Origin of the sequence: Hominibacterium faecale, assembly GCF_020734085.1 — a bacterium.
Lineage (GTDB): Bacteria > Bacillota > Clostridia > Peptostreptococcales > Anaerovoracaceae > Hominibacterium > Hominibacterium faecale.
The window spans coordinates 302030-316893 of sequence record NZ_JAJAGH010000006.1; the positions used below are offsets into that span (position 1 = coordinate 302030).

The following is a 14864-nucleotide window of genomic DNA, read 5'->3' on the forward strand; positions in this document are numbered from 1 at the left end:
TTCAAAGAGATACCCGTAATTGATCTATTTCCTGCATAATAAAAAAATCGTTGGAAACGCAATCATTCCAACGATTTATATTGGTGCGGCTGATGGGACTTGAACCCATACGGTCGCCCACACGGCCCTCAACCGTGCGCGTCTGCCTATTCCGCCACAGCCGCACATCCGTGAATTATTTTCCTTCAACTCACTTTTACAATTTTAATGGAAATTGACCCTTTTGTCAATCACAAGTTCGTAAAATTTTGATATTTTATACTTATGTATCGAGAAAATCATTCATTGTCCGGAACCTGTTAAATCATCTGACCTAAAAAAGGTGGGGCCCCAAAGAAGGAGGCCCAACCGATCATAAAACAATTATTGTGATACATCTTCTTCCGCCGCAGACTTTCCAGACAAATATGTGAGGAAGAAATAGCTTCCATAAACAGCACCGGTAACAATTGCTGCAAAAGCAGTATTATAGATAATCGCGGGGATTCCCATCGGCGGCAGCATCATATAAAAACCAACAGTGAGCACCACCACGTGAATCAAGGCCAGTATCAAGGGCAATCCAAAGTATACGCCTATCTGCTGAAAAATAGACTTTCGGATAGCAGTGGATCGAACGCCAAGTTGCTTCAAAGCCCTGTACCGCTTCCGGTTATCTTCCGCTTCTCCCATCTGCTGTAAGGCCAGTACTACGCAGGCACAGATCATAAACGAGATGCCCAAGTAAATTGCCAAATAGGACATCATCAAATTGCTGGATGTCAGTTCAACAATTACCATACTCTTTTCTGCCAGTGAATACGATTTATCCTGTAAATTCCTAAGACCGTCGGCAAGGACATTATTAGCATGTTCCGCATCTTTTGTATAGTTGATATTTAAATATTTGATTTGCGGCGTTTTTCCTTTTAATAGTCCATCAGCGACGATTGCCGTCCCGTCCCCAGTATTTACATTACTGACCGCGTAACCCATATTGAGCAAATTTTTGGTTTCCGGCTTTAATTTTTCCCCATTGACTTGCAGTTCACCGTCAGTTTGGGATAAAAACTCTTTGAATTCTGCTATCATATCCCGATCTGTTACCGACAGCAGATAACTGTTGCTGGAAAGTTGAACAGGTTTAAGGCCCTGCATGATCCGCGCTTTATTATAGTCCGACAGAGACACTGTATAGACCTGCTTGCCCTGAATTTTCGTATCAGGAAAAGCATATATTGAAATCTGCCCTGCCGCACCGATCTGACTGATCTTCAGTCCCTTTTCTTCCAAATCTTGTTCAAGCTGCAATTTGGCAAACTGGCGGCCGCTCATACCTTCTTCTTGAATCTTTCTTACTGTAGCATCATAAGCAGTAAGCGTATCTAAATCCTGGGAAAAGCTTTTTCCCATCCCCAGCCCAATGGTCATACTGCTGATAGCAAGGAACAACAGGATACAAATGATTGAAAGGGAAACATTTGTGGTCTTGAATTTGCTTGCAATCTGCGCAACGGAAAAAAGGTTGATACCTCTGTAATACTTTTTTTTACGCCGTTTGCAGACCAGCAGCAGCACCCCTGATACTGCCCAAATGAAAAAAAATGTTCCAATAAAAATGCATACAATACCAGCGCCCGCCCATTTCGGGCTTAAAGAATCTGTACCCAGAATCATCAAATAGCCTCCGATAATCAGAGCCCCGCCAAAGATTGCGATCAGGAGATTCTGGACTGACGATTTTTCACGATAGTTTTCATTTTTCTTATCTGCGTACAGCAGATCTATCAGTTTGTACTTTTTTAAAGTTCGGTTGTTCACCCGATACATAACAAAAAACAATAGGCCGAAAAAGCAAATTGCCCCCAATGCGGCTCCAGGCGAAAATACAAAATGATAACTTGCGTTCTGAACAGCTAAAAACTGCATGGAAATGAGAGCCAGCCCCTGGGAAAGAAAAATACCGACAGCCAGCCCGGCGGCCAGGGAGATCCCTCCAATCAAAAGAGTTTCCTTTTGAATCAATTTTGAAATTGTTTTTTGGTCAATGCCCAGACTAATATAAATACCCAGCTCTTTTTTCCGTTTGCGCATTAAAAAGCGATTAGCATAGCTGACTAAAAACCCCATAATAACACAGATAAACAGCGATACCCCTAGCAGCGTAGCAGAAGCAAATGTTAAATAACTGCCTTCATCTCTCATATTCATCATCGCAAACTGGGCATTTGTCGAATTGAAGGTGTAAAACAGTGCAACGCCCAACGTCATTGTCAGAAAATAAATCATATAGTTTTTTAAGTTGTTTTTTACGTTTTTTCTGGCAATCTGCTGAAAAAGAGCCATTGTCTGGATCTTTGCTTTTTTAGATGACATGGTTGTTGTCACCTCCCAGCACAGAAACGACTTCAATGATCTTTTTGAAAAATTCCTTTCTCGTATCCAATCCTCTTACCAGCTCATGAAACAATTTGCCGTCCTTCATAAAGAGAATTCGTTTGCAATGGCTGGCTGTAAAGGCGTCGTGGGTAACCATCAAAATCGTAGCGTTTCTTTTTTCATTCATATCTCCCAGATTCTGCAAAAGCATTTTCGACGATTTGGAATCCAATGCTCCTGTAGGTTCATCGGCCAATACCAGAGACGGATTTTTTACCATTGCTCTGGCGCAGGCCACCCGCTGTTTCTGACCTCCAGACAATTCGTAGGGAAATTTCGAAAGAATTTCTTCAATTCCCAGCTCCTCTGCCATCCGATGCACCGCTTGATCGATAAGTTTTGGCTCCTTTCCAATCACAGCCAGGGCCAGAGCAATATTATCATAAGCCGTCAGGGTGTCTAGCAGATTAAAATCCTGAAAAATAAATCCTAGACGGTTTCTTCTGAAATCTGACAATTGATTTTGTTTCAGCGTCGTAATATCCTTTTCTCCGATAAAAATATGGCCCGCCGTCACAATATCGATGGTCGAAATGCAGTTGAGCAAAGTCGTTTTACCGCTTCCTGATGGACCCATAATTCCAATATACTCGCCTCTGTGTACTTTGAGATCAACATCATCCACCGCCTTGGTAACGTTCTTTTTATTGTAATAATACTTTTGTACGTTTTTTGCGTTTAATACATATTCCATATAAACTTCCTCCTTTTCTTTTCTATAGCATACCAGGAGGGAGTTAAGCCTTCCACCGATTTATCTGACAGAAATATTACACTTTTGTAAGATCCCAGTTCACGCTTTTACAAATCCAATCCGCACTTCCGTACCCTTTCCTTGAACGGAATGAATATTCAGCTTCATTTCCATTTTATCACATAATTTTTTACATAAATATAAGCCCATGCCGGTGGATGAGCCATATTTTCTCCCATTTTCCCCCGTAAATCCCTTTTCAAAAATCCGCTCCATATCTTTTTCCGATATTCCGATTCCATTATCAAAAATGGAAAGCCAGATGCAGGACCCCTCTTCCTTCGCAGTAAGGCGGATCATACCGTCCATCTTGCTGCGATACTTGATGGAATTGGAAAGAATCTGCCTAAGAATGAACCCGCACCACTTACTGTCTGCCAAAATTTGATAGTCCAGATTTTCGGCTGCCGGTCGTATATTGGCTTCCAGCATATCCCTTGCACAGTCAGCCAGTTCTTTTAGCACCAAATCTTTTAAGGAAATCGGACTGATCAGATAGTCCTTTTCCACCCCTTCGCTGCGGGCATAGTAGAGCGCCTGCTGTACGTATGCTTCAATCTTTTGCAATTCTTCTCCAATACTGGCCGTCTCCCTGCTGGGATAGTTGGTTACCAGCATCTGGGCGGCTGCAATCGGCAGCTTTATTTCATGGACCCAGCTTTCAATGTACTGGCGGTATTCTCGATTTTGGCCCATTTGAGCAGCCATTTGATCATTGTAATCGGTTTTCAATTGCTCCAAAATGTTGTGTACGATCTTTCCATCCCAAAAATCCGGTTCCATCGGCAATTCCATCAAACCTGTATTTTCCGAAAACACATGGATGGTGCTGGCCACTTCCTGATAGAAACGGACTTTTTTTACATAATCAAAGAACAGCATCCCGCATCCAGTCATCAAAAAGATGATTTCAATCAGACAGATTGCAGGTAATCCTGTACCAGTGGCATATAGGAAACAGCCAGCCAGAGCATAAATACATAGAAAAAAGAAGATCCGCATTCCTTTTTCTTTCAAGTATGTGTTAAAATTCATTGGTCCACTCGATCATATATCCCTGCCCGCGCTTCGTTGTTAAAAACCCGTTCAAGCCAATCGATTCCAGCTTGCGGCGAAGCCGATTGATGTTGACCGTCAAAGTCCCGTCTTCAACAAATTCAGCTTGTTCCCAAAGTGTACGGATCAGCTCGTCTCTGGAAACAATCTGCTCTTTTTGATTCATCAGTTTTTTTAGAATCTCCAGTTCATTTTTGGTCAGCTCTATCTCTTGGTTCTGATAGGAGACTTTGCTCTTGAGCAATTCCAAACATACCCCTTTATATTTAAGTAATGCCTGGTCATTTCCTCCTCTGCTCCGTTTGAGTACGGCAGCGATCCGAGCTAATAACACATGAAGGTTGTAAGGTTTTGAAATAAAGTCATCGGCTCCGGTATTCAAGCTCATAACTTCATCCAAATCCGAATCTCTGCTGGTTACCATGATCACCGGTACACGGGATACTTTCCGCACTTCCCGGCAGATATAAAATCCGTCGTGGACGGGCAGATTAATATCCAGCAAAACCAAATCAGGAGCTTCTGCCAGAATATCTTCCGCAACATGCTCAAATTGATCCTCCAGTATACAAGAATATCCGTTTTTGATCAGTGAGGCGGCCAGCTCCTGGCGAATCTTGGGCTCATCTTCAACAAGGAATAGTTTTTCCATGATTATCTTTGCCTTTCAGTTTCATAGTCTTTTTATTTTATCGTCATTTTATCCTTGGGTCAATTAAGAAAACAAGGCTTTCACACCGAACCAGATGATTGGTACTAAAAGTGACGGCAGCATGTTCAGTGCTTTCAGGTCCTTGATTTTGAGAATGGACAGTCCTGAGCTGAAGATGAGAATACCTCCAATAATGGAAACTTCCGTAAGCAAATCGGCAGACAAAGAGGAAGCCACACACGTCGCCAATAAATAAATGCCTCCCTGCCACAAGAACAGCACACCGGCGGCAATAGCAATACCGATGCCGTATGTAGATGCCAATACCATGGAGGTCACAAAATCCAAAGTGGCATTGGTGAAAAGAAAGGTATGGTCTCCGTGGAGAGCGCTTTCGATAGGTCCCAAAATGGAAAGGGTGCCGATGCAAAAGAGCATAATTCCAGTGGAAAGACCCTGGGCCAAATTGGAACCGGAGGCGCTGAAACGGTCGGTGAGATTCTGAAACCGCCTGTCCAAGTCAACAATGTAACCGAAGAGGCTCCCTGCTGCCAGACTGAGAATGAAAAGGACGGGAAACTCACTGTTCGGCATGTTCTGGACAAGGGTATTGATGCCCAAAGCCACTGCCGCCAAACCCATGGCATTGAGCAGTGCATCCTGATAGGTTTGCTTAATGCCTTTTTTTATCACGCTTCCGATGATACTTCCCGCTAAAATTGTACAAGTGTTGACAATCGTGCCAATCATATTCCTTTTCCTGCCTCCTTCTACAGCTGTGCGATCACAGTCTTCAGCTTCTGTTCCAGCTCCTGTCTGCTGCCGGAATTGTCGATCACAAGATCAGCCCGTTTTCGTTTTTCCTCATCATCCATCTGACTTTTGATCCTGGCCTCCACCTCCTGCGGGTCTGCGCCATCTCTGGCACAGACCCGGCGAATGCGAGTTTCCCAATCTGCTACCAACAGCCAGGTTTGATCACACTTTTCTTCCAGGCCGGTTTCAAATAGCAGCGGCGCGTCAATGATGATTCCTTTACATGTTTCCTGCCTGCAGGATGCTTCAATTCTCTTATCGATAACTTGAATAATATTGCTATGCATGATCCGATTCAGTTTTCTGCGACCGGCTTCGTCTTCAAAAACAATGGCGGCCAGGGCCTTTCTGTCTAGACTTCCATCCGTTTTAATAATTTCGGCTCCAAAGGCCTGTCGGAGTTCTGCCAGCAGAGGCTTTCCCGGCTCCACCACCTCTCTTGCAATCTGATCGGCATCAATGACGGCGTACCCGTTTTTCGCCAAATATTTCGATGCTGTAGACTTACCGGCCCCAATGCCTCCTGTCAGTCCAATAATTTTCATCGTATGCTCCCGTTCTTCTATGACGTAGGAAATATCGTCAGCGATATTTCCGGAGTATCAACAAAGTCTACTTCTTTAAAGAATCGGCGAAGCCGACTTTGTTATTTCAAATCATACCAGCTTTTACCCTGATTCAGATCTACGACTAATCGGGCTTTCAAATCGATTGCGTTTTCCATATTTTCCACCAGCAATCGCTCGATGATATCCTGTTCGTCCTCAGCGGTTTCAATGATCAATTCGTCGTGGACCTGGAGAATCAGCCTGGATTTCAATCCCTGTTCTTTAATCTGTTGGAACACTTTGATCATCGCCAGCTTGATAATATCCGCCGCACTCCCCTGGATGGGACTGTTCATAGCCAGCCGTTCCCCCACCTGACGCACCATATAATTGGAAGCATTGATTTCACTGATATAACGTTTCCTCCCCATGATAGTGGTCACATAGCCCTGTTCTTTGCACAGGCGGACCTGCTCATCCATAAAGGTCTTCACTGCCGCATGCTTTTCAAAGTAAGCTTTGATATAAGCGTCTGCATCCTTTCTTGTAATATGCAGTTCCGAAGAAAGGCCGAAGGAGCTCATACCGTAAATAACACCGAAATTAACCGCCTTAGCCCGGCTCCGTTCTTCAATGGTAATCTGCTCTTTGGGTACGCCCAGCACATTGGCGGCTGTCGTCCGGTGGATATCCTCGCCCTGGTTGAATGCTTCGATCAGCGCAGGATCTTCTGCCATATGGGCCAGTACCCGCAGTTCAATCTGGGAATAATCCGCCCCCACCAGGGTATGATGGTCATCCTCGGGCACGAAAGCCTTTCGCAGCTGTCGCCCGAATGCCTGGCGGATGGGAATGTTCTGCAGATTGGGTTCCGTACAGCTGATGCGGCCGGTGGCCGTCACCGTCTGATTGAAATGAGCATGGATCTTATTGTTTTCGTCGATCAGCGGCAGCAGCCCTTCAATATAGGTGCTGTTCAGCTTGGTCAGGGTCCGGTACTCTAAAATCAAGGGCACGATTTCATGCTCGTCCATGATCTTTTCCAGCGTTTCAGCGCTGGTGGAATACCCCCGTTTTGTTTTCTTTCCGGCTGTCAGCCCAAGCTTTTCAAAGAGGATCGGTCCCAGCTGGGCCGGTGAATTGATGTTAAAAGACTCGCCGGCAAGATCATAAATCTTCTGGGTAATGGTCTCCACCTGAGCTGTGATTACCTCGCCCAAATCCGTCAGTTCTTTGCGATCAACCGTGACGCCGTCCCGCTCCATGGCTGCCATAACTTCGATCAGCGGCAATTCCACCTCGTATAAAACCTGCTTCAGGTTTTCATCCTCGGTCTTCTGAGCCAGCACCGGCATCAGACTGAGAACAGTGGCGCACCACCGAAGCCCGTAAGTGCTGTAAATCTCCGTAGGATCGCTGAATAAGTCCACTTGACTGTTGCTCTCAAAGAACTCTTTTTCATCCTCCAGGCTCTCGTGGAAATATTCATAAGCCAGGGTCTTGAGGTTATAGTTGCTGCGTCCCGATTCCAGAACATACTGGCCGATGGCCGTATCAAAGCAAGAGCTGCAGCTGACCAGGCCGTAAGCCATCAGCATATAATAATCGTTTTTCAGATCATGGCCGATAAAACACGGCTTTTCCTCGTTGAAGAGATCGATGGCCGCCAGCAGTGTTTCTTCCTTTTCGCAGTTGATATAGAAATACTTGCCATCGGTTGACAGAATACCGATCCCGTAAACTTTTGGCGCGGCTACGTGATTATAATCTCCCAGCACTTTGATGGAAATCTGCTCTGTCAGCTTCAGATCATGCACCTGCTCCGGCTCACGAATGACCGTCTTTTCGATAGCTTCCGTATCGATAATCGTCTGCTGGGCCGCACTTTTCACCGCCGACTTATCCAGTTTTTTCAGAAAACTATTGAATTCCAGCTTGGTGTAGATTTCGATCAGCTTATCGTAATCCGGCTCTTCCAATAAAAACTCGTCAAAATCAATGTCAATGGGTACATTGGTATTGATCGTCGCCAGCCGCTTGCTCATAACAGCCAGCTGGACATTGTCTTCGATTTTTTCTTTTAATTTGGGGCTGGTAATTTTGTCCGTATTGGCAATCAGCTCCTCCACGCTCCCGTATTCCAAAATCAGCTTTTGCGCCGTTTTTTCACCCACGCCGGGAAGTCCTGGGATATTATCCGATTGATCGCCCATAAGGCCCTTAAAATCAATGAACTGGGCAGGTGTAAATCCGTACTTATCAATCATCGCCTTCCGGTCATAGATCTCAAACTGGGAGATTCCCTTCTTGGTAATGATGACTTTCGTCTTATCGGTGGCCAGCTGCAATTCGTCTTTATCCCCGGTGATGATCAGCGGCAACAGCCCCTGCTCCTCCGCTTCCCGGGCGACGGTTCCGATGATATCGTCCGCTTCAAAGCCTTCCATTTCCAGCAGCTTGATGTTCATCGCCCGCAGCACATCTTTTAAAAGCGGCATTTGCATCACCAGCTCCGGCGGCATCTTTTTGCGGCCTGCCTTATACTCCTTGTATTCTTTATGGCGGAAGGTCGGCGCCTTCAAGTCGAAAGCCACCGTTATATAACCCGGTTCATAATCTTTTTCAATCTTCGACAGCATATTGAGAAAGCCGAAGATACCCTGTGTATAGATTCCGTCCTTTGTGATCATAGGCCGCTGCATTGCGTAGTACGCCCGATTGATCAAACTGTTTCCATCAATGATGACAATGGTCTTTTCCATGCTCTGCTCCTTCTATCTTGTCTTTATTTTCTTGATCTTGCTGTAAGACCCGTAGACCTTCTTGCTGCCCGCCTTTTTATATGCGCGGACCTTTACATAATAAGTCTTTCCGGATGGGAGTTTTTTAAAAGTCTTGCTGGTGGTTGATTTCTTTTTAATGGTGGCCGTTTTCTTTCCCTTTTTAAACGATTTGTTCTGAGCGATCATTACTTGATAGCCGCTGGCCTTGGAATCTTTTTTCCACTTTACGGAAAGGGTTCTGTATTTTTTTGATTTGACTGTGGTAATCGTCGTTTTTTTTGGCTTTACGGTTATGGTCACATTCCTGGACGCAGACTTGTAGACCGTGCTCGGCGCTGCGGAAATGGTTACGGTTGCTTTGCCAGGGCCTTTTATGGTTACTTTTCCTGAAGAACTGACTGCAGCCACACTGGTGTTGCTGGACCGGTAATAGAGTTTTCCGTTGCCTTTTTTTCGCTTGGCGTTCAGTTTGAAGGCCTTATTGCCGTAAGTTTTGGTGTATTTGCTCTTTGCTGATATGGATTGAGCCGCAGTTCCGGTATTTGTACCAAAGGCTTTTGCCAGTGCGTTTCCCACTTCGTATTTATCCCTGCCGTCAGCAATGGGCGCCACATTGGTCACATCGTACCAGCCGTCGCCATCGTTGATAAAGCTCTGTCCTTTGCTGAAATCGATGGATGCGGACACATAGTAGTTATAGTCGGCTGTTTCATTAGGCAGGAAATAATAGCGCCTGCCGCCATCGGTAAAGGAGGAAGAAACCACGATGGAAAAGGTGCATCCCTTGGGTATGCCGATGGCCGTCCCCAAATCCAAGGTATGATATCCCGCATATTGGAGGGAAAAGGATTTACTAAGTTTTTTCACACCACTGGCCGGATTGGAAGCAGAAGGATTGATATATATGGAAACGTTGACCGTGGAATTGGCCGCCCCTGTATAGGTTCCAACGGCCCGGATCAGCTCGTCTTTTCTAGCCGTATACCGGTTAGCCGAAGAAAGCTTGCTGCCCATGGCAAACTCTCCGTCTCCGGCGCCCACGCCGTCATACTGATAGACGGATGTATATTCATGAGAGGTGCTGCCGCCGTTATAGGAACGGGCCTCTGCTTCGAAGAAGGTCGGATTGCACAGGCTGGAATCATAGTAGGAAAGGTAAAAATAGCCGTTGTCTCCCCAATCGCTGCCCCAGCTGTTGCGCACCAGCCAGGCGCCCGGGCCTTTCCAGCCGCTGAAATAAATATCATCATCCCAGCCGACAATGGCAACCTCATGATTGGCAAGAGCATTTCCGCCATAGTAGTAGCCAAATTTACCGTCTGCATTCTTCTGCAGGTTTTTATTAGGCACATAGTACGACACATCTACAGCACCTTTATTAACTAAATAGTTTTTAATAATTCTTTTTGCGTTTTCGTTATTCTCGGCCGGCTCCGGCAGAAAATCCGCATTACGCAGCCGAATATCCGACACGGTCTGAATGCCGGAGGAAAGGCTGGTGGTATTTCCTACTCTGCTGTTATCGGCAGCACCGTACCATCTGGCAAGCGTAGCTGTGGAAAACCATCGGTTTCCGCCCTCGCTGAAGGGGCTTCTGCTCTGGGTAAGGATGTGGGTGTCTTTTCCAGCATAAGCGCTCTTTGCAGCGCTGCTTGCGCCTTTATAGGTAAACCAGGTCAAATGGTTCTCGGAGAGATCCAGTCCGGTTCCGGAAAGGCCCCGCATGATGAGACTGGATTCCATGGATGCCAGCGTGCCGTAGGTCCAGCAGTTATCACTTGCTGCCTGGTCGCGAACCGCAGGCATTTTATCCGCCAGTGAAAATTTGGATTGAGATACGGATGAAGCTCTGGCCGCTTTCTTAGCCGCCGCCTGTCCCGGATCCAGGAGGGCATCGTTTTTCATCCGGTAGCGAACCTGGTCTCCCACTTCTTCCAAGCCACCAATTTTTTCTGCCCCGGAAAGGGATGTTTTGGCGCCGCTGTCTGCAAAAACTGCCGCGGAACCTGTTGTTGCCAGTAATGTCACCAGCATAACAAAGGTGATACAGATCGATAATACTCTTCTTTTCATAACTTCTCCCATCCATTGTTCAATATCTTTTCTATTATACGACAAAGTTTCCCTGCTAGCAAGGTACGTTCGGCTTTTGCACTAATCAAAGAACCCGGCGCACGGCGGAGCGATCTGCTCCCTTTGCACCGGGTTTTCTTTAATATGGTTTTTATTTCTTTGTCATCAATTCACAGACTGCGTTGGAGAATGCCACCGGGTCCTCTACCGGCAGGCCTTCGATCATCAATGCTTGATCGTATAACAGCTTGGTATAGGTTTTCACCGCTTCCTGATCTTCTTTATAGACGGTGTTCAAGGTCTCCAGAATCGGATGCTTGGCGTTGATCTCCAGTACCCGCTCCGCCTGAACCTTCTGGTCCACCGGCATGGAGTTGAGGACTTTTTCCATCTCAATGGAAAGGCCGCCTTTGGCCGTCAGGCACACAGGATGGCTCTTTAATCTTTGGGTCAGCCGTACTTCCGCGACCTTATCCCCCAGAGCCTCTTTCATAAAGGCCAGCATGTCTTTACTTTCCTCCGCCTGTTTGTCGGCAGCTTCCTTTTCTTCCTTGCTTTCCTCGATCTCCAGGTCATCGCTGGATACGGATTTGAACTCCTTCTCATCGAATTCCCGCAGCATCTGCAGCGCAAATTCGTCGATGTCCTCTGTCAGATAAAGGATCTCATAGCCCTTATCTTTTAACAGCTCTGTCTGGGGCAGCTTGTCGATCTTTTCTGTGGTCTGGCCGCTGGCATAATAAATATATTTCTGTTCAGGCTTCATTCTGGACACATATTCAGATAGTGTAACCAATGCGTTTTCCTGGGATGAATGGAACATAACCAGATCTTTGAGAACTTCCTTGTGAGCGCCGAACTGGTCGTAAAGCCCGTATTTCAGCTGCAATCCAAAATTCTTAAAGAATTCCACATATTTGTCCCGATCCTTATTGAGCATTTCCAAGAGCTCACTCTTGATCTTCTTTTCCAAACGAGATGCGATGGCCCGCAGCTGGCGGTCATGCTGAAGCATTTCTCTGGAAATATTCAGCGACAAATCCTGGGAATCTACCAGACCTCTGACAAAGCTGAAATGGTCCGGCAGAAGATCGGCGCATTTGTCCATGATCAGCACGCCCGAAGAATAAAGCTGCAATCCTTTTTCAAAGTCCTTGGTATAGTAGTTATAAGGCGCCTGAGACGGAATGAACAACAGTGCGGTATAACTGGTAACGCCTTCCACGCTGGTATGGATCACCTTGGCTGGATCGGTGAAATCATAGAATTTTTCTTTATAAAACGTATTGTAATCTTCGTCCTTAATCTCGCTCTTATTCTTTTTCCAAAGAGGAACCATGCTGTTCAAGGTCTCCATTTCCGAATAGCTTTCGTATTCGTCCTCAGTTCCCTCTTTAAGGCGCTGTTTTTCCACCATCATCTTAATCGGATAGCGGATGTAATCAGAATATTTGCCCACCAGGTTCTTGATTTTATAAGTATCTAAGTATTCGCTATAGTTCTCATCATCGGTGTCCGCTTTCAGCTGCAAGGTAATTTCAGTGCCGTTTGAATCTTTTTCACATTCTTTTATGGAGTATCCGTCCGCTCCGCTGGATTCCCACTGATAAGCCATTTCTTCACCAAAGGCTTTGCTGATTACCGTTACCTTCTCACTGACCATGAAAGCGGAATAAAAGCCTACTCCGAACTGGCCGATAATGTCGATATCATCTTTGCCTTCTGTTTCTTTCTTAAAGTCCAGCGAACCGCTCCTGGCAATGGTTCCCAGGTTCTTTTCCAGTTCATCTTTGGTCATACCCATACCATTATCCATAATCTTCAAGGTACGTCCATCCTTATCGGGCTCGATGGTAATTGCGAAATCTTCTCTTGAAAGGCCTGTATTGCCCTCTGTCAGGCTGCGGTAATATAATTTGTCAATGGCATCGCTGGCATTGGAAATAAGCTCTCTCAGGAAAATTTCTTTATGGGTGTAGATGGAATTGATCATCAGGTCCAAAAGTCGTTTTGATTCTGCTTTAAACTGTTTCTTTGCCATAATACATTCTCCTTTTAAATCAAAATGTTAGCACTCAGCTTTATCGAGTGCTAACATTACTATACATCAACTGTTGACAGAAATCAAGGGGGAAATTACAAGTTTTCCCTATAACGTCGTTTCCCCTGAGGCCTCCTGACCTGATGCGGCAGAACGCTCCGGCTCTGCCAGCATCCCGTAATCGGTAATACCTTCTCCGGTATTTGGATGGAAGTGGGAATAGACGGTATCGGCGCCGAAGAGCAGAATCAGGATACCGCAGATGCCAAACCTGGTCCCCTTGGGAATTCTATTAAGCATGGTATCCAGCTTTGGCGCGATCAAATAGATGAAGGCGCAGCCGGCAATGGCAAAGGTCAGAAGTCCTTCCAGGCAGATTCGACCGTTGAGATTGAGCAGGTAACCACTGTAATCCCACCATTTGATCCCTTTGGTCATTTCCAAATACCAGGAAGTAAAATATTCGACAACCCCGCACAGAGCCATGGTCAGAACGAACAAAAGCGAAGGCCTGTCAACAAAGCGTTTGAGAATAATCAGCGACGCCACGCCCCCTACGCCGTAGATCGGCAGCCAGGGTCCCAGCATGGTGCCCCGGTTGACAAAGATGCCGTCCTTTACAAGATGGAGCGCAACTTCCCAGCACCAGCCGATAAAAGCAGCAATGAAAAAGAATAACACCAGATTGATCAAAGTGTAATGGCGGTGGTAGTCAAGGGCGATTTTCTTTTGCCGCACTTGCGCCTGTCCCGGATAAAAGCCCTCTTGAATATCTGCCGGCGCGGCGGCCAGGTAATCGTCGTTCAGGGCATCCGCCCCGGGTAAATTGCGGGCAATCGCCGTCGCGCGTAGAGCCAGATAGAGATTGGCCTCCACCCCGCGCACATAAGGATTGAGGAAGAAAATCCCCAGAATGCCAAAGGTTACGCTCATGAGAATGTTCCAGCCAATGAAGGAAAGGTCCAGAACGAATGCTTTCCACTTGTTTCCATTCATCATTTCCCGAGACAGCTTGAAGGCTTGGCGCCGGTCAATATCCGGGTTTTCGGCTAGAATATAGGGAATCATTTTATAAGAGTAGTGCTTGATGATGCCGCCGACAATGGTCAGGCTCCACAGGAACAGGTAAATCGCCTTAACCAGCATAACCCAAGCTGGCCGTCTGAATTTCTTTTCTTTGAACAGGAAAAAGATTCTTCCTATATGCGTTTTATGATATAAATGGTTTTCCAGAAAGAAACGTCGTTCACCCACTCGCAGCATGGCTTTAATGAAAATTTCATAAAAGGCTGCCAGCGCTACGGCCAGCAACGCGATCATTAGCGCAAATCCGCCATGGTCTGCCGCAATAGAATTAATTGTACGAAGGATATTGTTCGCCGTTGCCTTGGATTTACCCAGCATATTGAAAACGGAGGAAAACACTCCTTTGGTCGGGTGGAGTTCCTGCTGGAGCTGCTCTTCGCTTCCCGGCAGCAAGTGATCCATTTCTTCGCCAAGGCCGCCGGTACTGTTCATCTCATTTTGGACCGCGCCGCTGTAACGGTTATCCGAATCATAATAATTAATTGTCTCAGTTGACAGACTGTATTCGGCAATCAGAATCGCCATTAAGAAACATACCGCCACCATGGCCCAATAATTTTTCTTCAGATTCGCCTTTGCCTCTGCTTTCAATTCCTTTCGGCTCCACATAGGATATTCCTTTCTTCGATACGTTTTT

10 protein-coding genes and 1 tRNA gene are annotated in these 14864 nt (G+C 46.1%); all 11 read right to left on the reverse strand.

Going from position 1 to position 14864, the window contains the following annotated elements; translation table 11 throughout:
- Positions 1 to 81: 81 nt before the first annotated feature.
- Positions 82 to 164, reverse strand: a tRNA-Leu gene (locus LG211_RS09310).
- A gap of 199 nt (positions 165 to 363) precedes the next feature.
- Positions 364 to 2355: an FtsX-like permease family protein gene (locus LG211_RS09315; RefSeq protein WP_253019667.1), complete on the reverse strand. Its 1992-nt coding sequence runs from the start codon at positions 2353 to 2355 to the stop codon at positions 364 to 366.
- Complete coding sequence (locus tag LG211_RS09320; RefSeq protein ID WP_227755185.1) at positions 2345 to 3112, reverse strand: ABC transporter ATP-binding protein; 768 nt, start codon at positions 3110 to 3112, stop codon at positions 2345 to 2347. Before LG211_RS09320 ends, LG211_RS09315 begins: the two co-directional genes overlap by 11 nt.
- A gap of 99 nt (positions 3113 to 3211) precedes the next feature.
- Positions 3212 to 4207 (reverse strand): sensor histidine kinase, encoded by a 996-nt coding sequence (locus LG211_RS09325; protein ID WP_148395124.1) that lies wholly within the window; start codon positions 4205 to 4207, stop codon positions 3212 to 3214.
- Positions 4197 to 4880 (reverse strand): response regulator transcription factor, encoded by a 684-nt coding sequence (locus LG211_RS09330; protein ID WP_148395122.1) that lies wholly within the window; start codon positions 4878 to 4880, stop codon positions 4197 to 4199. The genes LG211_RS09325 and LG211_RS09330 overlap by 11 nt, the downstream gene beginning before the upstream one ends.
- A 63-nt stretch (positions 4881 to 4943) precedes the next feature.
- A complete protein-coding gene (locus LG211_RS09335) occupies positions 4944 to 5630 on the reverse strand; it encodes a DUF554 domain-containing protein (protein ID WP_148395120.1) in 687 nt (228 codons plus the stop codon).
- 20 nt (positions 5631 to 5650) lie between these two features.
- Positions 5651 to 6241, reverse strand: coding sequence for a dephospho-CoA kinase (coaE, locus tag LG211_RS09340; protein WP_148395118.1), 591 nt, complete (start codon positions 6239 to 6241; stop codon positions 5651 to 5653).
- A 101-nt stretch (positions 6242 to 6342) separates the two neighbouring features.
- On the reverse strand, positions 6343 to 9006 hold the full coding sequence (polA, locus tag LG211_RS09345; RefSeq protein ID WP_269477373.1) for a DNA polymerase I: 2664 nt from the start codon (positions 9004 to 9006) through the stop codon (positions 6343 to 6345).
- Positions 9007 to 9018: 12 nt separating this feature from the next.
- Positions 9019 to 11100, reverse strand: a complete 2082-nt coding sequence (locus LG211_RS09350) for a lectin like domain-containing protein (RefSeq protein ID WP_253019665.1) — start codon at positions 11098 to 11100, stop codon at positions 9019 to 9021.
- 151 nt (positions 11101 to 11251) lie between these two features.
- Complete coding sequence (gene htpG / locus LG211_RS09355; protein WP_227755190.1) at positions 11252 to 13141, reverse strand: molecular chaperone HtpG; 1890 nt, start codon at positions 13139 to 13141, stop codon at positions 11252 to 11254.
- A gap of 108 nt (positions 13142 to 13249) precedes the next feature.
- Entirely contained in the window at positions 13250 to 14836 is a 1587-nt protein-coding gene (locus tag LG211_RS09360; RefSeq protein WP_227755191.1) for a DUF975 family protein, read from the reverse strand.
- Between the last annotated feature and the right edge of the window lie 28 nt (positions 14837 to 14864).